Below are 21,509 nucleotides of genomic sequence, written 5' to 3'. Positions count from 1 at the left end.
CTCGCGGCTCAGTCGTTGACCAACTCCGCCCTCTCGCTGACCGGTGCTGCTGCATCACGCACCTTCTTGCCGCGGGCATAACCCACGAGCCCCAGGGCCAGAATGCAACCCAACGTGCCCAGTGCGAAGGCCTCGAACGTGAATTGGGAGACGCCCCACGTTGCTTCGAAGTCGTATTCCAGGCCGAAGAGCACGTCCAAGGTTCCCGGGAAAATAGCCACCCAGGATCCGATGAGGATCCACGCGAAGCAGATGTACCCGAGGATACGGAAGCCTGTGTCGGAAACGGGAACCTTGAACGGCCGGTCAGCGTGGGGATACTTGTTCCGGAGCTTCACCGCCGCCGGGATGGCCAATAGATAGCTGAGCAGGAATGTGGAGATGGCAATGGAAAGGACCACTCCAAACAGGGCGCTACTGGTGCCGCTGAGCTGCATGGCTGCGAGCATGAACAGGGTCGCCACCACACCCGAGAGCGTATTCACCCGAATGGGAGTGCCCAGCTTGGGATGGAACCGGCCGAAGAAGCCTCCAAAGAAGGAACCATCCGCGGCAGCCATGGCCTGCATACGGTCACTGATGATCATCCAGGCGGCCCCTTGAGAAACCAGGATGAAGCAGAAAACGATCGCTGAAATCGACAACATGACCTCAGCAGCCGGGCCAAAGACTGTGTACACCGTAGCCACGGCACCGAAGAGCCCGCCGATGCCGGTGATCTGGTCGAGCGGCACCACCAGCAGGATGGCGAGGACCGGAAGGAGGTAGCTCGCGGCCGCAATCATTGAGGAGCGCGCAACAGAGATAGGAACGTCCTTGGCCGGATTCTTCATCTCCCCCGCCGCGCTGTTTCCGGACTCAAAACCGAGGAACGAGAACAGCAGCAGTGGGGTTACACCCAAAAAGCCAGCCAGCGTGGGCGAGAAGAAGCCTAGATCCAGGCCGTTGAAACCGTGCTGCATGCCGTAGACCAGGGTGACGATGATAAAAAAGGTCAGGAACGCGACCTTAAGGATGGCTCCGAGTGAGGGCAGCCATTTTCCGTGCTTCAAGCTGATGATTGCCGAGGTCACCGTGATCCAGATGAAGACGAGTTTGAACAGGTAGTCACCCACACTGCCGGCGTCTACGTGGCCCACGTATTCGGACCACGTTTCCACCGCCACGAAGGCCATGGCGCCGCCCACCCAGACCGGCTGCGTCACCCAGGTGAAAAGGGACGTGATGGCTGCAACGACGCGGCCAAACGCCATCTTTGTCCACACGTAGACGCCGCCTTCTTCGGTGAAAGCACCGCCGGTCTCGGCGAAGATCAGCCCATACGGAACCATGAACGTCACGGCCAGGATGAGTGTCCACGTGAAGGTTTCCCCGCCGAAACCGGAGACCTGGCCAAGGACCTCCACGGAGATGACGGCGGCGACCACCAACAACAAAATGTCGAAGCGGCCCAGGGACTTTTGCAGATGCTTGCTTTGCTCTTGCGCGAGCCGCGTTGAGGCTACTGGCTGATCCATGATCGATCCTTTGCTACTGCTTAGGTTTCCTACTGAGCAAGAACGGTGGGAAGCACGCCGTGACGGGCGCGGCTGTAAACGGGCTGGCCTCCGGCGAAGGTGAGATCGACGCCGATTTCGCCCAGGTCTTTGGCCTCGGCGGCGAGCGGATCGGCGTCGAGCACCACCAAGTCAGCGGTCATGCCCACCCGAATGGCTCCACGTTCTGCGTCGAGTCGGTTGGCTCGTGCGGCTCCGGTGGTGTGGGCCGCGAGCGCAGCGCCGAGAGTGATGGCTTCTGCAGGCAACAACGGTTCAGTTTGCGAGCGGCGGTCGCGGGCATGGGGGTCTCCCGGCGGAGCGGTGCGGTTCACCGCTGTGTGGATGCCCCACAGCGGGTCCGGACTGGACACTGGCCAGTCGCTGCCGATCGCCAGTTCGACGCCGGCGCTGCGCAACGTTTCGAAGGCGAAGTGCACTTTTTGGTGGGTTTCGTCGAGGTAGGGAAGTTTGGTTTCCACGAGCACCGGATCCTGCCGGGCCCACAGCGGTTGGATATTCGCGATGGCCCCTGTGGCGGCAAAACGGGTGACATCGGCAGGGTCCACCAGGTCCAGGTGCGCGATCTGATGGCGGGGATCCCACCCTTCACGGCGGGGCAGCCCGAGTGCGTTGACGCAGTCCCGCACTGCCTGGTCACCCACAGCGTGCAGGTGCAGGTCGAACCCTTCCGCGTCCACGGCGCGCGTGATGCGGGCCAGTTCCTCCGCTTCGATCAGGCTCATGCCCACTTCATGGGGGTGCCCCTTGTAGGGTCGGGTCAGGGCAGCTGTGAGATTTTCGCAGACGCCGTCCACCATGATCTTTACGGCTGTAGCCCGGAAGCGTCCCTGGGCTTTGGCCCGGCGTTCCTTGAACCGCTCAAGCTGCTCGAGCCCACGGTCCCGCTGCCACCAGAGCGCCCCCGTCACAGTGGCAGTGAGGAGCCCTTCGGAATCCAAAGCCAGGTAATGCTCAAAAGAGTCCGGTATTCCCAGAGCTTGTCCGACGGCGGCGTCCTGCCAGGCGGTAACGCCAAGTGAGTGCAAATAGGCTTGAGCGGCGAGGAGGGCCCGGCGGATGTGCTGTTGGTCAGGGTCCGGAATCAGGGCGGAAACGAGGTCAGCTGCATGCTCGATCAGCATGCCCGTGGCGCGGCCGGAACCGTCACGGGCAATGATGCCGCCGTCCGGGTTGGGGGTGTTTTCTGTGATTCCGGCAAGCTCAAGAGCCCGGGAGTTCACCCAGGCACCGTGGCCATCATGGCTGATCAGGAACACAGGCCGGTCAGGTACCAGCTCGTCCAGCTGACCGCGGTGCGGGAAGCCGCCGTCGAAGACGTCTCCGTACCAGCCGGCGCCTTGAATCCACTCCGCGGCCGGGTGGGCTTGGGCATGGTGGGCGATCAGCCGCCTGTATTCGGCAAGGGAATGGGCGCCTGAGAGGTCGCACCCGAGCATCTGCAGTCCGCCCGCGAGTGGGTGGACGTGCGCGTCCTGGAAGCCTGGAAGGAGCGCTTTGCCTCTAAGGGGGACGAGTTCGGTTGCCGGTCCGCGCCAGTCCGCCGCGTCAGCACCGAGGGCCACGATTTTCCCGTCAGCCACCGCAACGGCGTCGGTGCGGGGGTGGGCGGGGTCCATGGTGTGAACTGGGCCGCCGCTGAAAATCCAGTCTGCGTGGGTCATGTTGTTACTTTCCAAGGAGATGGGGTTCGATGGGGCCGTGGTGGGCATCCAGGCGCACCAGCGCCGGGGCGGTGCGGGCGATCACGATATACGCCAGCGCACTGACGCCGAGGCCGACCAGCCAGGCGATGTCGATCCCGCCCATGGCTTCAGCAGCCGCTCCTGTGTAGAAGGGAGTAGCCATGAAAGGGACTTGTGCGAGGACGCCGATGGCGAAGACGATCAGGGAGCCGGCATTCCAACGCCCATAACGGCCACCATCGGCTGCGTAGAACTCGTCCACGGCGTACGAGCCGTGTCGGATGACGTAGTAGTCCACCAAGTTCACCGCGGACCACGGAATGAGCACGTAAAGCAGCACGCTGAGGAAGCTGAAGTAGGAGGATGCGAAGCTGGTTGCCGCCGCCAGGGCCAAGGTCACCCCGAGAACGTGCAGGACCATTGACGTCACGAGCCGGGCTTTGGCTCCGGGGCGCCATCCGCTGAAGAACGTTTCCACCAGGGTCAGGGCACACAGTGCGCTGCAATAGGCATTCACGGAGTTTCCCGCGGCGGCAACCAGAGCAAAGCCAACCAAAACGGCCGCTCCGAGTCCGGGACCAAGCATGCCGTGAAGCCCGGTCATCGTGTCCACGCCGGCTACGGCTATCCCAACTCCCGAACCGAGAATCATCAGCAACGCGCTGGACGCCACGCAGCCCAGGTAGGTACCCCAGAAGGCTCCCTTCGTGCCCGACTTGGCAGGCATGTACCTGGAGTAGTCCGAAACGTAGGGAGCGTAGGTCAGCTGCCACACGATGCCGATGGCCAGCATTGCGAGAAAACCGGTCCAGGTGAATTCGCCGTGGCTTACCTGGCCCCAGAAGTCGCCGCTGGCAAGCAGCGCCGCGAACGAAACCAACACCAGTGCGCCAACCACGTACGCTCCCATGGCAGTCACTTTCCGCACCAGGTTGTAGCCGAACGCCGCGATGACGAAGCTGAGGACAGCGCAGCCGATGATCATGGCTGTTCCGCTGGCTTCCGGCAGGAGGGCGGTGATCGAATCCGAGGAAACGATCAGGTTCGAGGAAAAGTAGCCCACGAACATGAGGATCGCCACGGCAACGATCAGGCTTGCACCCCGTGAACCGAACTGGCCGCGGGCCTGCAGCATCTGCGGCACGCCGAGCTGCGGGCCCTGTGCCGCGTGCAGGGCCATGCCGATACCGCCGAGGGCGTGCCCCAGGAGGATCGCGAGGATGGAGCTAAGCATGGGAAGGCCCAACAGCGTTGTCGCCGTGGCACCGGTAACCACCGTGAGGGGCGTCATGTTCATGCCGAACCATATGGTGAAAAGCTCCCTGGAACGGCCATGCCGGGCCTCGGGCGGAATGGGTGCGATGGACTCTTGTTCTATTTCGAAGAGGCGGGAGCGGAGCATCGATTTCATGGAGGGTGTCCTTAAGACGGTGGAAGGATGCTGGCAGATTCTGGTGGGCGGGCTTCCCCAAGGCCCTTCGGCCCCTGGCCGGGTCTGCTGTCAGGCTCAGCGTAGGCTTGTGAACTGCATCACGTAAACCATGGAATCATGATGCATATCAACGTTTTTTCAGATGAATTTCGTCAGCCGAATTGGATCCATGTGGTCTTCGGCGCGGTGTAGTTGTCGAAGGCGTGCAACGACAGGTCGCGGCCGAATCCGGACTGCTTGAAACCCCCGAACGGTGTGGTGTTTCCCAAGGCATCCACAGTGTTCACGGACACGGTTCCGGCCAGCAACTCTCCCGCCACCCGGTGGGCCCGGGGCAAGTTGGAGGTCCACACAGACGCCGCCAATCCATAGTCGGTGGCATTGGCCAACAGAACCGCCTCTTCCTCCGTGTCAAAGGAATGCAACACCGCCACAGGACCGAAAATCTCTTCGCGGTGGACGTCGTGGCCGGACTCAAGGCCCCCAAGCAATGTGGGCTCCAGGTACGCATCAGAACCACGGATCTCGCGCCGCTCACCGCCAAAAAGCACCTCACCTTCGGCGCGCCCGCGCCGAATCCAGCCTTCGACGTCGTTCGCGTGGGCGCTGCTGATCAGGGCACCGTTGCCCTCCAAGCCAGCCAACGGATCCGCGGGTCGATAGCCGGCCGCGGCCTCCAGCAACAGGGCCGCGAACTCGTCATGGATATCCCGCTGCACCAGGATTCGTGAGTTCGCGGAGCAGATCTGGCCTTGGTTGTAGAAGGCGCCGAAGGCAGCCTTGGCTGCCGCTTCATGCAGGTCTGCCGTGTCAGCAAAGATGATGTTGGAGCTCTTGCCGCCTGCTTCGAGGCTAAGCCGTTTGAGGTTGCTGCGGCCCGAGGCTTCCAGCAGGGTGCGGGAGACGGCAGTGGAGCCCGTAAAAGCCAGGGCATCAACGTCCATGTGGTGCGCCAAAGCTGCCCCTACTTCCCGGCCTGTGCCGGTCAGGATGTTCAGCACGCCATCCGGGAGCCCGGCTTCGGTGGCCAATTCTGCAAGCCGCAACACGCTCAGGGACGTCTGCTCGGCCGGTTTGAGCACCACGGTATTCCCGGCGGCGAGCGCCGGGGCCAGTTTCCATACAGCGATTTCCAGCGGGAAGTTCCAGGGCACGATGGCCGCGACCACGCCCAACGGCTCGCGTGTAACCATCGCGGTTGCACCGGGCGGAACTGCGGGCAGCTCCCCGCTCTGCTTGTCCGCTGCTTCCGCATACCAGCGGAGAGTGGAGATGGCACCTGGAACATCTACCGTCGTCGTTTGAAGTATGGGCTTGCCGCTGTCCAGCGTCTCCAGGAGTGCCAGCTCGTTGGCATCCCGCTCCATCAGGGATGCCAACGCCAGCAACAGCCCCTTTCGCTTGTCAGCCCCCAGTCGGGACCACGATGGGAAAGCGCGCCGGGCAGCCGCCACTGCGCGATCGGCGTCGGCCTGGCCGCAAGCGCTCAGTTCCGTTAGAACGCGGCCGTCAATCGGGCTGATGGTGGGACGCGTGAGTTGTCCGCTTGCAGCTGTTCGGCGGCCGTCGACGAATGCCCTGCCGTCAATCGCCAGGGCGTCGGCACGGCCGTGCCAATCGAGGGACGGCGAGGTGGAGGTGGTGTTCATGGTGACTCCTGGGTGTGGGGTTTCAATTCCGGTGGTGTTGAGGTACGGGTCATGCGGAGCGCCGCCGAAGCGGCCATAAGGCAAAGCAGTTCAACGCCAATGAGGGTGAGCATGGCTGACTGGTGGTCCGGCGCGGAGGGCTCGCGGACCAAGACGTGGTGCGCGCCGCCAGGTCCCAACAGGATGACCAGGTGAATGAGGATCATGGCGGCACTCATGGCCAGGAGGTGGCCGGCGGCGCGTGGCGCACCACTCCTGGCACAGAGCCCCAGCCTGCGGCCAGGAAAGCCCACCATGGGAGCGGCACAGGTCAAGCAGGCAGCACCCATCGCCGCCATCCACCACGCCATCACGCCCGCCGGGCCCATTGCCGCCGCCGCCACGTGCGCTACGGCGCTGCCCGCAGCGGAGACACCCACGAGGCCCGCCGCAGCGGGCATGGTTAGGCCGCGCCGCCGAGGTAGGCGGGATGGTTGGTTCATGGTTCTCCTGGCCGCCGGCGATGTTTGGGTCGAGGACTTTACGCCGGCTTGTGAGGTGGGTAACATCAAAGCGTTGGTTGAACAGTTGTACCATCAAAAAACGACTTCAGGAAGTGCCATGACCCTTCAGACCACCCCCTCGGCCGCAACGACGCAGGCTCCCCTGGGGCAGCACCCGCTTGAGCAGCTCTCGGCACAGGAAATTCACCGGGCCCGCCTGATACTGGCAGATGCGGACCTCGTTGCAGACACCACCCGCTTCGCCTATCTCGGCCTCATCGAACCGCCGAAAACCGCTTTCCAGGGGCGCGCCGCCGACGCCCCTCGCCTGGTCCGGGCCATGCTCTGGGACGCTGCGCTGTCCCGCTCCCTCGATGTCCGCCTGTCCCTGACCACCGGCTTGATACTCGACCAGCGTGAACTGGATCCCGCCGTCGATGGACAGCTGCCGGTCCTTCTCGAGGAATTCGGGCTCATCGAGGACATCCTTGCTGTAGATCCAGAATGGAACGCAGCCCTTGCCAGCCGAGGCTTGACGTCGGCCCAGGTCCGCGTCGCTCCCCTGTCGGCAGGAGTCTTCGAGTACGGGAACGAGGAAGGCAAACGGCTGCTACGCGGCCTCGGCTTCCGCCAGGACCATGCCGCAGACCACCCGTGGGCCCACCCCATTGATGGCTTGGTGGCCTTCGTCGATGTGGAAAAGCGCTGCGTGAACCACCTGATCGACGACGGTCCCGTTCCAGTCCCGGAGGTCAACGGCAACTACACCGACCCCACGATTCACGGCGAGCACCGCACGGACCTGAAACCGATCGAAATCACGCAACCCGAAGGGCCCAGCTTCACCCTTGAGGGCAACCACCTTTCCTGGGCCGGCTGGGACCTGCGTGTAGGCTTCGATGCCCGCGAAGGCTTGGTGCTCCACCAGTTGAACCACTCGCACAAGGGACGCCGGCGCCCGGTGGTCCATCGCGCATCCATCTCTGAAATGGTGGTTCCCTACGGCGATCCCTCACCCTACCGAAGCTGGCAGAACTACTTCGATTCCGGGGAATACCTGGTGGGCCGCGACGCCAACTCGCTCAAGCTTGGGTGCGACTGCTTGGGCGACATCACGTATTTGTCCCCTGTTGTGGCCGATGACTTCGGCAATCCCAGAACCATTGAGAACGGCATTTGCATCCACGAGGAAGACGCGGGGATCCTGTGGAAGCACACGGATGAGTGGGCCGGCTCCAACGAGGTTCGCCGCAACCGCCGGCTGGTAGTCTCCTTCTTCACCACCGTGGGCAACTACGATTACGGCTTTTACTGGTACCTCTACCTGGACGGCACCATCGAGTTTGAGGCCAAGGCCACCGGCATCGTGTTCACTGCCGCGCTCCCGGACAAGGACTACGCGTACGCCTCGGAGATCGCTCCCGGCCTTGGCGCACCCTTCCACCAGCACCTCTTCAGCGCCCGGCTGGACATGATGATCGACGGCGCCACGAACCGCGTTGAGGAACTGGACCTCGCGCGCCTCCCGAAGGGACCGGGAAACCCCCACGGCAATGCCTTCACGCAGAAGCGCACGTTGTTGGCCCGCGAATCAGAGGCTGTCCGCGACGCCGATGGAGCCAAGGGGCGCGTATGGCACATCAGCAACCCGGACTCGCTGAACCACCTGGGTCACCCTGTGGGCTACACCCTCTACCCCGAAGGAAACCCCACGCTGGCCATGGCGGATGACTCCTCCATCGCCTCGCGGGCCGCGTTCGCCAAGCACCACCTGTGGGTCACCCGGCATGCCGAGGATGAGCTCTACGCCGCGGGCGACTTCGTCAACCAGCATCCCGGGGGCGCAGGGCTTCCCAGTTATGTGGCCCAGGACCGTGACATCGATGGCCAAGACCTCGTGGTGTGGCACTCCTTTGGCCTGACCCATTTCCCGCGTCCGGAGGACTGGCCGATTATGCCCGTTGACACCACCGGATTCACCCTGAAGCCTCATGGCTTCTTCGACGAGAATCCCACGCTCAACGTACCGTCATCGGCGACGGGCCACTGCGGTACTGCCGTCGGGCATTCCGACCCCGGCCACTGCGCGCACTGAAGCGGGCCACACGGAGCACCGCACACCGCCGCGGGACGCGCAGCCGCGCTCCCGCGGTGGTAGTGTGCTCACGGTCCCAGCCATGGACCCCCGCGAACGAAGGAGCACCATGCCCCGCTTGGTTGATCACGAGGAACGGCGCCGTTCCATCATCGAAACCACGTGGCGGTTGATCGCTGGCCAAGGCATCGAGAACGCCAGCATGCGTGACATTGCAAGGGAGTGCGGTTACGCAGCACCGGGCGTACTGGCCCACTACTTCCCGAACAAGGACGCGTTGCTGCTGGCATCCTACGAGTTGATCTGCGAGCGAACCAACGAACGCATCGCGGCCGGCACAGCCGGGCGCCGGGGCCTTTCCGCCCTGAGAAGGTTGTGCTTGGAAATCATCCCGGCCGACCCCCTCACCGTGGTTGAAGCCCGCGTGGCGGTCTCCTTCTGGCAGCGCGCCCAGACGGAAGACGCGCTGCGCGCCGTCGGCAGGGAGGCCTTGCTGCACTGGCGTGGCCTGGTGATGGGCTTCCTCGCCCAGGCGGAGCACGACGGCGAATGCGAACCTTTGGTTGACCCGGATGCGGTTGCCGACGAGCTGCTGAACATCATGATGGGGTTGCATGTCACGTCCATGCTGGATCCGGATGCCGTGACGGGTTCCCGGCAGCGGCATTTGGTGGAGCGTGCGCTGGCGAGGCTGGCGACCCGGAGACAGGCGCAGCCCGGGCTCAGATCCTGAGCCCGGGCTGCGGTTCCTGCCTGGTGAAACGAATTCAGTGATGCCAGTTCAGTTGCGTCAGAGGCTGATCGGGGGTGCTTCCTTGGTAGCCGCAGCAACGGGTAGAGCCGTGACGCCGTCCTCGCTGAGAAGGTCCTTACCTTTGCTTTCCTTCATGCTCAGCACGGCGCCCAGTCCAATCAGGCCCACCACAATGAGGTAGAAGGCGGGCATCATGTCGTTGCCGGTCCGGGCAATCAGCCAGGTCAGGACGTAGGGCACCGTGCCGGCGAAGATTGCCGCCGTAACGCTATAGGCGATGGAGAGCCCCGTTTGGCGGGTGCGGGTGGGGAAGAGTTCGGCAGCTGCGGCGGCATGAACGCCAAGGATGAGGGCCAGGATGACGCCCAGTCCGATGGTGCTGACGATGCCGGCCCATGCTGTGCCGGCCTGCATGATCAGGAACAAGGGATAGGCCAGGACCACCAGCGAAATGGCGGCCGTGATCAGAAGCGGCTTCCGGCCGATCCTGTCGGAAAGCGCGCCCACCAACGGGACGAGAATCAGCCCTGCCACAGAAGCTGCGGTGGAAAGCAGGGCAGCCGTGCCGGCGTCGAACCCCAATACTTTCTCTTGATAGGTCAGCAGGTAGACCAGCACCACGTAGAAGGTCACATGCATCATGATCTCCAGCCCGCTCATCTGCAGGAGCTGCTTCCGATGTTTGGTGAAGACCTCCTTGACGGGACTCTGGGGGACGTTGCCCAGTTCCTCCAGAGAACGGAATTCCGGGGTGTCTTCAATTTTGGACCGGATGAAGAAGCCAATGACACCCAAGGGAACGGCGATCAGGAACGGAATACGCCAGCCACCGTCGGTAATTGTCTGGGCATCCATGGCGCTGGTCAGCACGAAGACCACCAGGGAGGCCGCCAGGAATCCCAGCAGACTTCCGAATTCGAGCCAGCTGACGCCGAACCCGCGGTGCTTCCTGGGTGAGTACTCGGCCAGGAAAGCGGCCGCGCTTCCGAACTCCCCACCGGCTGCGAGGCCTTGGACCACCCGGGCGGCCACAAGGAGGATGGGCGCCCACAGACCGATTGCGTCGTAGGTGGGCAGGAGTCCCACCACCAGCGTGGCTGCGCTCATGGAAAGGATGACGATGGACAGGGTCTTCTTTCGGCCGATCTTATCGCCGAGCGTTCCAAAAACCAGTGCGCCCAAGGGACGGACGCCAAAGCTGATGGCGAAGACGGCGAAGACTGACAGCAGTGCTGCCGTGCTGTCCTGCTGGGGGAAGAAGACTACGGCGATGGTGGAAGCGAGGTAGGCGTAGATGGCCCACTCGAACCAGTGGACAAAGACGCCGATGGAACCGGCGGCGACGCTGGTACGCAAGCCCTTTCGGCTGATCTGCCCCTCGATGTTTTTGATGTTCACAGTTCCTCCTGGAGGAAAAGATCCGGTGCTTGGATAGGAGACGAGCCTGCGGGGGTCGACGTGACCAACCCGGGACTGCGCCACCAGAGCCGTGACTGGGATCACGCCCGATTGCTGGTTTTATCCAGTTTCGGGCGCTTTCTTGTGATCTGTCTAATAGATTTTTAACACCAATTGCATCTGCAAAACAGATTGAAGAGTTGAGGTGCCTTAGCTTCGGCCAGCGCGTGCAGCAACGATTTGATGGCGCACGGCCTGCGCTACCGCCCGCACCCTCGCTGTGGGGCGGTGAGACTTCAGATGTGCCAGCACTGTCTTCAATTCCGGCACGTCGTCGCGGATTTCGACGGCGGCCAGCTGGCCGCCGTCGTATGTCAACTGGTGCTGCGGCCGCTGGTGAAGGATGGAATAGCCCAGGCCGCGGGCCACAAAAGTGCGCACCGTCTCATAGCTGGCGGAACGGAACCTGACATCCGGCTCCTGGCCCCCCAGCCTGGCGATGGAGAGCATGAGATCACGGGTATGCGGCAAATCCAGCAGTACAAAGGGTTCACCGGCCAACGCGTTCAGATGGATGGTTTTTGAGCCAGCCAACCTATGCTCCGGGGGGAGGGCCACATATGGCCTGACGGTGTCTACCACAGAGCTCGCGATCGCCTCGGGAAGGTCGAGGTCGTAGCACAAAGCCACATCAGCCTGCCCGCTGAGCAGCGCGCTGATGCAGCCGGACGTGTCGGTTTCGATGACTTCGGCTTCAAGGGCAGGGTGGTCTTCGCGCAATTTGGTCAGCACGCCGGGAAGCAGGAACGGGGCCAGGGTGCTGAAGCAAGCAATACGTATCCGCCCTGAGACGCTTTGGTGTTCTCCACGCGCATGGTCAATGCTTTCCTCAACCTGGGCGAGGATGGCCTGGGCGTCCCTGACAAACAACTCACCGGCCGGCGTGAGCACCAGGCCCTTGGAGCGCTGCCTGATGAAGAATTGCGTTCCAACATGCCGCTCCAGCTGGGCAATAGCGGCCGATACAGCCGACTGCGCCACATTCAGACGCACGGCCGCCCCCGTCATGGACAACTGGGCCGCGGCTTCTACGAAATAGCGCAACTGCGTGAGGGTCACATCCATGCCAAGAGACTACACCGTGCATCAGAAAAGTCGATGCAATCGTTCTAAAAGAACTGTTGGACAGATTTAGCACGTCACAGGAAGCTGAAGGATACGAGCACCCGGCTTACAGGAAAGGCAAGCTGCACCATGAAGCACCAGCGTATCCGCACGTTCAATACCAAAGAGACCTACCCCGAGCAGAATTTGGACAACGATCTCTGCCAGGCAGTGGTGGCCAATGGTGTGGTTTACCTCCGTGGCCAGATCGGACAGGACTTGGAGACGCGGGAATCGGTAGGAATCGGCGACGTCGAAGCCCAGACTGAGAAGGCCATGGCCAATATCGACATGTTGCTCAAGGAGGCCGGCAGCAGCTTGGAAGACATCGTCAAGGTGACTGTCTACCTCATCGATCCCCGCTACCGCGAAACCGTCTACCGAACCATGGGCCGCTGGCTCAAGGGAGTGTTTCCCGTGTCCACCGGCATAGTTGTCCAAGCGTTGGCCCGCCCGGAATGGCTCGTGGAAATCGACGCCACGGCAGTACTCTCCACGGAGGCACAGCAGTGACGTTCAGCATTGCCGCCACTGACGGCAACGGCAGGTTCGGCATAGCGGTCTCCTCGTCCTCCCCCGCCGTGGCCGCGCGGTGCGCGCACCTTCGCGACGGGATCGGCGCCGTCAGCTCCCAGAACATCACCGATCCCCGCCTGGGAACGGCGCTGCTCGACCGCCTGCAAGCCGGTTATTCCGCGCAGGAGGCCGTCGACGCCGTCGTGCAGGAGTCACGATCGGTGGACTACCGCCAACTGGTGGTCCTGGACGGCAAGGGTGGGTCCGCGGTGTTCAGCGGAGCCCATACCCTTGGAGTGTTTGGCGAAGGCCGGGGCGCGAACAGTGTAGCTGCCGGCAACATGCTGGCACATACGGGTGTTGCCCAGGCCCTTTGCGACGCGTTCGAAGCCGCTTCCGGCGAGCTGGAAGTACGCCTCATGGCGGCCCTCCGAGCCGCCGAGGCAGCAGGCGGTGAAGCCGGACCCGTGCGGTCAGCGGGCATCTCGGTGGTGTCCGGACATGGCTGGCGGGACACGGACCTGCGGGTGGACTGGCATGAGGATCCGGTGACCGAACTGGAGAAACTGCTGGGGGTGTGGCTTCCGCAGCGGCATGACTACGTCGTCCGGGGCCTGGACCCCGCCGCTTCCGTCGGTTACGGAGTGGCTGGCGATGAGCGCTGAACCGGCTGCCACGATGACTCGGGAAAACCAACGCGACCGGGTCCTGAAGAGTGTCAGTGCCCAGCACCAGGACTTGAGCCGACTCTCCGAGACGCTCCACGCCAACCCGGAGCTCGGCTGGCAGGAACACCGGGCCGCGGCCTGGACCGCCGACTATCTCGCGGCGCACGGTTTTGAGGTGGAAAGCGGGTATTTGGGCTTCCCCACTGCCATCCGTGCGGTGTTCGGAACGGGCTCCCGTCGCATCGGGCTCATGGCCGAGTACGACGCTCTTCCAGGTCTCGGCCATGCATGCGGCCACAACATCATCACAGCTATATCGTGTGGTGCCGCGGTGGCTCTGGCAGAGTTTGCCGCCGATCGCGACCTGACCGTGGAACTCTACGGAACCCCGGCGGAGGAAGGCGGCGGCGGAAAGATCGAGCTGCTGAAGAAGGGTGCATTCCAGGGCCTGGACCTGGCCATGATGGCGCATCCCAGTCCCGTCGATTCTGCCGAGGCCCGCCCCTACGCCGTGGCCCACAACCACGTGGGATACCGCGGTAAATCAGCTCATGCTGCTGCCTATCCCGATCAGGGAGTCAATGCCAACGATGCGTTCATCGTCGCCCAGGTGGCGTTGGGACTCCTCCGCCAACAATTGCCGGCCGGAACCCGTGTCCATGGAATCCAGACCCGCGGCGGTGAAGCGCCCAACGCCATACCTGAGAAAACGGAAGGCCGCTGGTACGTCCGGGCTGAATCGCTCGCGCAATTGGGCGAGCTTGAAGAGCGCGTGCAACGGTGCTTCGAAGCCGGTGCCCTGGCGTCGGGCTGCGAGCTGTCGGTGACCCCGGAATCGGAACCCTATTCGGAGTTCCGCACGGACCTGCGGGCACTGGAGCTGTATGTCAAGCATGCGGAAGCCCTTGGCCGCGACTTCGACGCGCCTCCGGAGCAAGCAACCATGAACCGCGCCTCAACGGACATGGGCAATGTGTCCCAAGTGGTTCCGGCCATCCACCCCTATATAGGGCTCGGCTGCTTCCCTGCAGCCAACCACCAACCGGAGTTCGCCGCGCATTGCGTCGGCGACGCAGCCAACCTTGCCATTCACGACGGCGCAGCCGCCTTGGCGCTTACGGCGCTGGACTACCTGGCAACGTAGCCGGGTCATCCAATGACTGCATTTCCAGGAACAGGACCATGACAGATCAACTATCTCCTCCCCTCCCGGGAGCACGACGGGAGCATGACAGCCTCGGGGACGCAGACGTCCCCGAGGCTTCGTACTGGGGCATCAGCACGCTGCGGGCGGTGGACAATTTCCCCGTCAGCGGACGGACCATAGGCACCCTGCGTTCCCTGATATGGGGCTTGGGTGCCGTGAAATATTCTGCAGCCCGCGCCAATGAGGGCCTCGGCTTGCTTGATCCGGCCAAATCCGCGGCCATCCAAAAGGCTTCCCTGGAAGTCATGGATGGCCTCCACGACGAGCAGTTCGTGGTGGACACCATCCAAGGCGGAGCCGGGACCAGCACCAACATGAACGCCAACGAGGTCATTGCGAACCGCTCCCTGGAAATCATGGGGCACCCCAAGGGCGATTATGCTGCACTCCACCCTATTGACGATGTGAACCGCAGCCAATCCACCAACGACGTGTATCCGACTGCCATCAAGATCGCACTACAGCGGGAAATCTCCGAGTTCTGCGCCGAGCACGGCAGGCTCATCGGAGCATTCGATGCCAAAGCCGCCGAGTTCGCCGGCATCATCAAGGTGGGCCGCACCCAACTCCAGGATGCCGTCCCCATGTCCATGGGCCAGGAGTTCGGCGCCTTTGCCGAAACGCTCCGCGAAGACGGCCAACGGCTCCTGGAACTCTTGCCCCACCTGCGGGAATCCAATCTGGGAGCCACGGCCATCGGCACCGGCATCACCGCTCCCCCGGAATACCGGCACGCCGTGATGAGCGAGCTCAGCTCGGTGACTGGCCTGCAGCTCGCCTCTGCCACCAACCTCGTGGAGGCAACGAGTGATACGGGCGTCTTCATGCTCGTCTCCGGTGTCTTGAAGAGGGCAGCAGTGAAGCTATCCAAGATCTGCAACGATCTTCGGCTCCTGTCCTCCGGTCCGCAAACGGGCTTCGGGGAAATCTGCCTGCCCGCAGTCCAGGCTGGGTCATCCATCATGCCCGGCAAAGTGAACCCTGTGATCCCGGAGATGGTCAACCAGGTCGCCTTCCGGGTTGTCGGCGCTGACGCGACGGTGACCATGGCCGTGGAGGCCGGCCAGCTCCAGCTCAACGCTTTCGAGCCTGTCATCGCTGACGCCCTACTGGAGTCGATCGCCTGGCTCACGGTGGCCTGCCGCCAACTCCGGACTCACTGCGTGGACGGCATCACCGCGAACACACAGGTGCTGCAGCAACGCATGCTCGAATCAATCAGCGTGGTCACCGGGCTGGCGCCCTTGATTGGCTACGCGGCAGCAGCGGAGCTCGCCAAGGATGCACTCGCATCCCGTCGGGGCATAGCGGAACTCGTGGTGGAGCGGGGACTGCTTGATCCGCAGAGGATGGAAGCGGCCCTGTCTGCCAGGTCGCTGGCAGGGCTCGACTGAGCCTGAGTCGCCACTCCAGCAAGGCCCGACGCCGGCACCCACCTGAGTGCCGACGTCGGGTCTTTCCGTGCAGAACCGAAACAGAATGCCAAGCACAGCAAAGGGACCATGCCGATGTGGCATGGTCCCTTTTTGAGTGCTCGTCCCCGTCGCTAGACGGCTCCGCTCGCCACCAGCGCGTCCTGCTCGTTGTGCACCAGATAGCTCCGCTGGATGGTGATCTGGTCGGCAACGTATTTGGCATCATGCCAGACACCCCAGATGAAACTGGACCCCCGGCGGGACTGCCACGGCAACCCCAGGAAGTACACGCCTGGCTCGGTGGAGACACCGCGTTGCTGCTGGGGTTTGCCCTTTTCATCGAACGCGTCCACTTGCAGCCAGCTGTAGTCCACTGCGAACCCTGTGGCCCACACGATCGATCTGACTCCGGCTTCGGCGAGGTCGAGCTCACGGATGGGGTTGGTGAGGCTCTCCGGGTCAGGCCGGAGGAAGCGGGCTTCGGGTTCTTCCGGGAGGTCCAGGCCATTGCGTTCAGCGTAAGCGTCGGCCTCGTCGAGCAACTCCAGGTAGTGGGCATCGCCGTTCGCGATGTTGGTGCGGAGATCATCCGCGAAGCGCATTGTTCCGTTGTCGAACGCCGTGGTCCGTCCCACGAGCTTGATTCCGTTCTCGGCAAGCGCGCGGAAGTCAACCGTGTGGCCGCCGTCTGCCCCGCTCACCGCGATGGTCACATGCTCGGCCCCCGCTGCCGGAGTGGAAGCGTCCCACTTACCGAGCACCCCCAGCCACCAGCAGAAGTCCCGGCCGCGGTAGTTCCGCGGGGGACGATCGTGCGGCCCTACCGAGAGGAAGACCTGGCGGCCGGAGCGCTGGATTTCTGCCGCGATCTGCACCCCAGAGGAGCCAGCCCCTACCACCAGCACCGCGCCTTCGGGCAGTTGGCCAGGGTTGCGGTACGAACTTGAGTGCATCTGCATCACGCCGGCGGTTTCAGGTACGACGGCGGGGATCACCGGCCGCTGGAACGGACCCGTGGCGGCTACGACATAGCGGGCGTTGAACTCTCCGTCGGACGTCTGCACCTGGAAGCCGGGCGCGCCGATGTTCCTGCGCACGGATGTCACCTCCACACCGCAGCGGATGGGCGCGCCGATCTGCTCGGCATAGGCCACGAAGTAGTCTGCCACCTGCTCTTTGGAGGGGAACGAACCGGGTTCGATGTCGGTGAATTCCAGGCCCGGGAACCGGTCGTGCCAGGCCGGCCCATTCGCAACCAGGGAGTCCCACCGCATTGAACGCCACCGCTCGGCGATTCGGTGGCGTTCCAGCACGATGTGGGGAATTCCCCGCTCGCTCAGGTGCTCGCTCATCGCTACCCCGGCCTGGCCTGCACCGACGACGAGGACCTCAACCTCTTGGCTTGACATGTGATCTCCTATTTAGCGACAGGTCACAGCGCGAATCAACAGCTCCCGTCCTTGGGAGCATCGGCTGGAATAACGGACGCTGTGGCCGTTTTCTGTGACGGTTATTTCATTCTCACGCGCCCAAAGTGCATCTGCATAGCGAATAAAACAGCACAAGCGCATCAGAAATTATGATGCTCGGCCGTAAGCGCGGTCGGTCGAGCGGGCGAGCTCTACCAGCAACTCCGGCACATGCAGGTACTGCGAGCCACAGCTCTGTGGCACGATGACGTACAGCTTGCAAAGCCCATCGGTACGTCACATCGATAAGGAGAACGTCACGTGAGCAGACCCATCAAGATCGCTGTGACCGGCGCGGCTGGCCAGATCGGCTATAGTCTCCTGTTCCGGATCGCCAGTGGTGCCCTGTTCGGCGCCGATACTCCTGTGCAACTCCGGCTCCTGGAAATCACGCCGGCCTTGAAGGCACTTGAGGGTGTTGTGATGGAGCTCGATGACTGCGCGTTTCCTGCGCTCGACTCGGTAGAAATCGGCGACGACGCCGACCATATTTTCGACGGCGTCAACCTTGCCTTGCTCGTTGGCGCCCGGCCGCGTTCCAAGGGCATGGAACGCGGCGACCTGCTCAGTGCCAATGGTGCTATTTTCACCGCGCAAGGCAAGGCCCTGAACCGGGTCGCGGCCGACGACGTCCGTATCGGCGTGACGGGCAATCCGGCCAACACCAACGCATTGATTGCGATGAGCAACGCCCCGGACATTCCAGCCTCGCGGTTCAGCGCCCTGACCAGGCTGGATCATAACCGCGCCCTTGGACAGCTTGCTCGAAAGACCCAAGTCAAGGTCGGGGAAATCCGCAGGATGACTGTCTGGGGCAATCATTCTGCAACGCAGTATCCGGACATTTTTCACGCGGAGGTCGCCGGCCGGAACGCAGCCGAGGTGGTGAACGACCAGGACTGGATAGAGAACGAATTTATCCCCACGGTTGCTCGGCGGGGCGCAGCGATCATCGACGCCCGGGGCGCGTCCTCTGCGGCATCGGCAGCCTCGGCAACCATCGACGCAGCCCGCGACTGGCTGCTCGGCACCCCCGAGGGCGATTGGGTTTCGATGGCCGTTGCGTCCGACGGATCATATGGGGTGCCCGAAGGTCTTGTTTATTCATACCCAGTCACTACCTCCGGCGGAAACTGGGAAATTGTCCAAGGACTGGAAGTCAACGACTTCAGCCGCAGGAAGATGGACGCTACAGCCGCCGAGCTTTCCGACGAACGGGCTGCCGTGGCCCAGCTCGGCTTGATCTGATGTCCCTCAGTGACGTGCTGTCGGGGTCACCAACCGCGCGAGGTCGGTTCCGGGCGCCGCCAGCCGGTCCACTGTGCTGAAGATGAACTCCTGCATGGCTGCTACGGCTGCTGAGGGTCCAATGTCGTTGCGTCGGGCCAGGTTGACGGTTCTTGTCAGCGAGGGATTGACCAGGCGGGAACTGCGGAGTCCTGGCCGACCGATGACTACCATTGCCGGCACCACCGCCACACCCAGCCCCCGTTCCACGAACCGCAGCACGGCGTCCATCTCGGCGCCTTCGACGGCGATCACCGGTTCCAAGCCTCTGGCGGAGAACGCAGCCTCGGTAGCCATCCGCAGATCATAGCTCCGGTTGAAAGCCACCTGCGGAATGCGCGCCAACTTTTCCAGCGTGAGTTCTTCGGGCGACGCCGAGCCGGAGGCGGAGACAACCACCAGCTCCTCGGTCAGCAACGGAATCAGTTCAGTGCCCTGCACAGCGGGGTCCGTTCCACGGGTGACGACCAGAGCCAGATCCAGTGCGCTCTCCTGCAGGGCACCAACCAGGAAACGCGAACCGCCTTCAGTGATGTGCAATTCCACTCCAGGATGCGCGCTTCGGAAGGAGGCAAGCACATCGGCCACCAGTGAGACGCACAGGGTAGGCGGTGCGCCCAGACGAATGCGGCCCCGGCGCAACCCTGCCAGTTCGTTCATCTGCTCCCGCGCGATCTCCGCGTCACCGAGCATGCGACGGGCGATGGGCAAGAGGAGCTCCCCCGCGTTCGTCAACGTTGCCCCGGACGGTCCGCGGTGGAAAAGAGCCATTCCAAGATCGGCCTCAAGTGCTGCGATCTGCCTGCTGAGAGACGGTTGCGCGAGAAACAATTGCTCGGACGCGCGTGTGAAATGGCCCACCCGGGCGATCATCTCAAAGGAGCGTAACTGCTCTAGCTTCATGGTCATAGCGTAAACGCATCGACTTTACTCAAACAATTCATTGGAGACATGACGCTCCTCCTTCTAGCGTGGAAACCATGAACCTCAACACCATCCCAGAACGTCTTATGTCCACTACCGTGCTTGTCATCGGTACCGGCGGCGCCGGCCTGCGGGCGTCCATTGAACTCGCCCAACAAGGCGTGCAGGTGCTGGCGGTAGGTAAGCGCCGCAAGCATGACGCCCACACGAGCTTGGCCGCCGGTGGCATCAACGCCGCTTTGGGCACGATGGATCCCGAGGACAGCTGGCAGCAGCACGCCGCCGACACCTTGCGGGAGTCCTACTTCCTGGCCGACCCGTCCATCGTCGAGACAGTAGCCCGCAACGCGGCCCGCGGCATCGAGGACCTTGAACAGTGGGGCATGCCGTTCGCCCGGGAGGAGGATGGCCGCATCTCGCAGCGTTTCTTCGGCGCGCACAAGTATCGCCGCACCGCCTACGCAGGGGACTACACCGGTTTGGAAATCCAGCGCACGCTGATGCGCCGGGCCGCAGAGTTGAACGTGCCGATCATCGACACCGTCTACATCACCCGGTTGCTCGTCGCCGAAGGCACCGTCTTCGGCGCCTATGGATTCGACATTGTGGACGGCACCCCCGTGCAGATCCACGCCGATGCCGTCATCCTGGCCGCAGGCGGACATACCCGCATCTGGCGGCACACGTCGTCCCGGCGCGATGAGAACACCGGGGATTCCTTCCGGCTGGCCGCCCTGGCCGGAGCCCGGATCCGCGACGCCGAGCTGGTCCAGTTCCACCCTTCCGGCCTGGTGGAGCCCGACGACGCGGCCGGTACGTTGGTCTCCGAGGCTGCGCGTGGAGAAGGAGGCATCCTCACCAACGCTCTCGGTGAGCGCTTCATGGAACGCTATGACCCTGAGCGCATGGAACTTTCCACCCGGGACCGGGTTGCGCTGGCCGCATTCACCGAGGTCGCAGAAGGTCGCGGGACCGGGAAGGGCGGCGTCTACCTGGATGTCTCCCACCTGCCACGGGAAACCATCATGGAAAAGCTGCCACGGGTCTATCGCACTCTGATCGACCTGCAGATGCTGGACATCACCACTACCAAAATCGAAATTGCGCCTACTGCTCATTACTCGATGGGCGGGGTGTGGGTTTCACCGGAGGACCACGGAACGGGAGTGAACGGCCTCTACGCAATCGGCGAGGCTTCTTCCGGGCTGCACGGCGCCAACCGCCTCGGCGGCAATTCACTGATTGAGCTCCTCGTCTACGGACGTATCACCGGCGAGCATGTGGCCCGCTACGTCCATTCGCGCACCCATATCGTCAGGGACACCGCCGCCGTCGCAATAGCCCGCGGGGAAATGCAGTCACTGCTCAGTGAACGCGGGACAGAGTCCGCACGGCGGCTGCAGCGTGAACTGCGCAACCTCATGACGGAACACGCCGGAGTGGTGCGCACCGAACAGGGACTGCAACAAGGACTCGCCAAGCTGACCGCATTGGAGGAACGCGCCCAGCTCGTTACCGCCCATCCGGACATCGCAGGGTTCGATGATCTGGCCCACGCCTACGACCTGCTCGGCTCCCTGCTGGCAGCACGAGCCACCCTTGAGTGCGCCCTTGAACGCCGCGAAACCCGCGGCGCCCACAACCGTGCTGACTTCCCAACGGCAGATCCCTCACTACAGGGGAACTTTGTTTGGTCGACAGATGAGGGCGTCAGGTTCGAAAGCCTGCCTCCAGCTCCGGATTCCTTCCGTGCCCTGGCCGAGGCCACCGCGGACGAGTCCGTCGCCGGGAAGCTCGTCGAGTAGAAC

17 protein-coding genes are annotated in these 21,509 nt (G+C 63.2%); 8 read left to right on the top strand and 9 right to left on the bottom strand.

The window, feature by feature from the left end; translation table 11 throughout:
• Window positions 1-8 precede the first annotated feature (8 nt).
• The 5 genes from QF015_RS16075 to QF015_RS16055 all read right to left on the bottom strand — a co-directional run bounded on the left by QF015_RS16075 (window position 9) and on the right by QF015_RS16055 (window position 6,804).
• Window positions 9-1,517 (bottom strand): APC family permease, encoded by a 1,509-nt coding sequence (locus tag QF015_RS16075; RefSeq protein ID WP_310203040.1) that lies wholly within the window; start codon window positions 1,515-1,517, stop codon window positions 9-11.
• A 29-nt stretch (window positions 1,518-1,546) separates the two neighbouring features.
• Complete coding sequence (locus QF015_RS16070) at window positions 1,547-3,220, bottom strand: amidohydrolase (RefSeq protein ID WP_429390137.1); 1,674 nt, start codon at window positions 3,218-3,220, stop codon at window positions 1,547-1,549.
• Window positions 3,221-3,224: 4 nt separating this feature from the next.
• Entirely contained in the window at window positions 3,225-4,652 is a 1,428-nt protein-coding gene (locus QF015_RS16065; RefSeq protein ID WP_429390136.1) for a purine-cytosine permease family protein, read from the bottom strand.
• Window positions 4,653-4,825: 173 nt separating this feature from the next.
• Window positions 4,826-6,322, bottom strand: coding sequence for an aldehyde dehydrogenase family protein (locus tag QF015_RS16060; RefSeq protein WP_429390135.1), 1,497 nt, complete (start codon window positions 6,320-6,322; stop codon window positions 4,826-4,828).
• Window positions 6,319-6,804: a hypothetical protein gene (locus QF015_RS16055; RefSeq protein WP_310203048.1), complete on the bottom strand. Its 486-nt coding sequence runs from the start codon at window positions 6,802-6,804 to the stop codon at window positions 6,319-6,321. Before QF015_RS16055 ends, QF015_RS16060 begins: the two co-directional genes overlap by 4 nt.
• Before the next feature lie 118 nt (window positions 6,805-6,922).
• Between QF015_RS16055 and QF015_RS16050 the strand changes: the two genes are divergently transcribed.
• Window positions 6,923-8,899 carry a primary-amine oxidase gene (locus QF015_RS16050; RefSeq protein WP_429390134.1) on the top strand — a complete coding sequence of 659 codons (1,977 nt, stop codon included), beginning with the start codon at window positions 6,923-6,925 and terminating at the stop codon, window positions 8,897-8,899.
• 109 nt (window positions 8,900-9,008) lie between these two features.
• Complete coding sequence (locus QF015_RS16045; protein WP_429390133.1) at window positions 9,009-9,632, top strand: TetR/AcrR family transcriptional regulator; 624 nt, start codon at window positions 9,009-9,011, stop codon at window positions 9,630-9,632.
• Between the two features lie 57 nt (window positions 9,633-9,689).
• Here the strand turns inward: QF015_RS16045 and QF015_RS16040 are convergent, their stop codons facing one another.
• A complete protein-coding gene (locus QF015_RS16040; protein WP_429390132.1) occupies window positions 9,690-11,051 on the bottom strand; it encodes an MFS transporter in 1,362 nt (453 codons plus the stop codon).
• A 210-nt stretch (window positions 11,052-11,261) separates the two neighbouring features.
• A complete protein-coding gene (locus tag QF015_RS16035; protein ID WP_310203055.1) occupies window positions 11,262-12,176 on the bottom strand; it encodes a LysR substrate-binding domain-containing protein in 915 nt (304 codons plus the stop codon).
• 129 nt (window positions 12,177-12,305) lie between these two features.
• On the opposite strand from QF015_RS16035, the gene QF015_RS16030 reads away from it, so the two are divergent.
• Genes QF015_RS16030 through QF015_RS16015 form a run of 4 tightly spaced genes read left to right on the top strand, consistent with a single transcriptional unit; the run spans window position 12,306 to window position 16,000 of the window.
• Window positions 12,306-12,728 carry a RidA family protein gene (locus QF015_RS16030; RefSeq protein ID WP_011773330.1) on the top strand — a complete coding sequence of 141 codons (423 nt, stop codon included), beginning with the start codon at window positions 12,306-12,308 and terminating at the stop codon, window positions 12,726-12,728.
• Window positions 12,725-13,396, top strand: coding sequence for a DUF1028 domain-containing protein (locus tag QF015_RS16025; RefSeq protein ID WP_310203058.1), 672 nt, complete (start codon window positions 12,725-12,727; stop codon window positions 13,394-13,396). The genes QF015_RS16030 and QF015_RS16025 overlap by 4 nt, the downstream gene beginning before the upstream one ends.
• A complete protein-coding gene (locus QF015_RS16020; RefSeq protein ID WP_429390131.1) occupies window positions 13,386-14,543 on the top strand; it encodes a M20 family metallopeptidase in 1,158 nt (385 codons plus the stop codon). The genes QF015_RS16025 and QF015_RS16020 overlap by 11 nt, the downstream gene beginning before the upstream one ends.
• A 38-nt stretch (window positions 14,544-14,581) precedes the next feature.
• A complete protein-coding gene (locus QF015_RS16015; protein ID WP_429390130.1) occupies window positions 14,582-16,000 on the top strand; it encodes an aspartate ammonia-lyase in 1,419 nt (472 codons plus the stop codon).
• A gap of 152 nt (window positions 16,001-16,152) precedes the next feature.
• Here QF015_RS16015 and QF015_RS16010 read toward each other — a convergent pair whose 3' ends face one another.
• Entirely contained in the window at window positions 16,153-17,430 is a 1,278-nt protein-coding gene (locus tag QF015_RS16010) for a flavin-containing monooxygenase (RefSeq protein WP_429390129.1), read from the bottom strand.
• Window positions 17,431-17,751: 321 nt separating this feature from the next.
• Here QF015_RS16010 and QF015_RS16005 point away from each other — a divergent pair, with 321 nt between their 5' ends.
• A complete protein-coding gene (locus QF015_RS16005) occupies window positions 17,752-18,738 on the top strand; it encodes a malate dehydrogenase (protein ID WP_429390128.1) in 987 nt (328 codons plus the stop codon).
• A 6-nt stretch (window positions 18,739-18,744) separates the two neighbouring features.
• Here QF015_RS16005 and QF015_RS16000 read toward each other — a convergent pair whose 3' ends face one another.
• Entirely contained in the window at window positions 18,745-19,686 is a 942-nt protein-coding gene (locus QF015_RS16000; protein WP_429390127.1) for a LysR family transcriptional regulator, read from the bottom strand.
• 71 nt (window positions 19,687-19,757) lie between these two features.
• Here QF015_RS16000 and QF015_RS15995 point away from each other — a divergent pair, with 71 nt between their 5' ends.
• Window positions 19,758-21,506 carry an L-aspartate oxidase gene (locus tag QF015_RS15995; RefSeq protein WP_429390126.1) on the top strand — a complete coding sequence of 583 codons (1,749 nt, stop codon included), beginning with the start codon at window positions 19,758-19,760 and terminating at the stop codon, window positions 21,504-21,506.
• Window positions 21,507-21,509: the final 3 nt, after the last annotated feature.

The organism is Paenarthrobacter sp. TE4293 (assembly GCF_050435325.1).
In the GTDB taxonomy this organism is placed as follows: domain Bacteria; phylum Actinomycetota; class Actinomycetes; order Actinomycetales; family Micrococcaceae; genus Arthrobacter; species Arthrobacter nitroguajacolicus_C.
The sequence above is the reverse complement of the archived record's forward strand: the minus strand, read 5'-3'. Positions and strand labels throughout refer to the sequence as shown.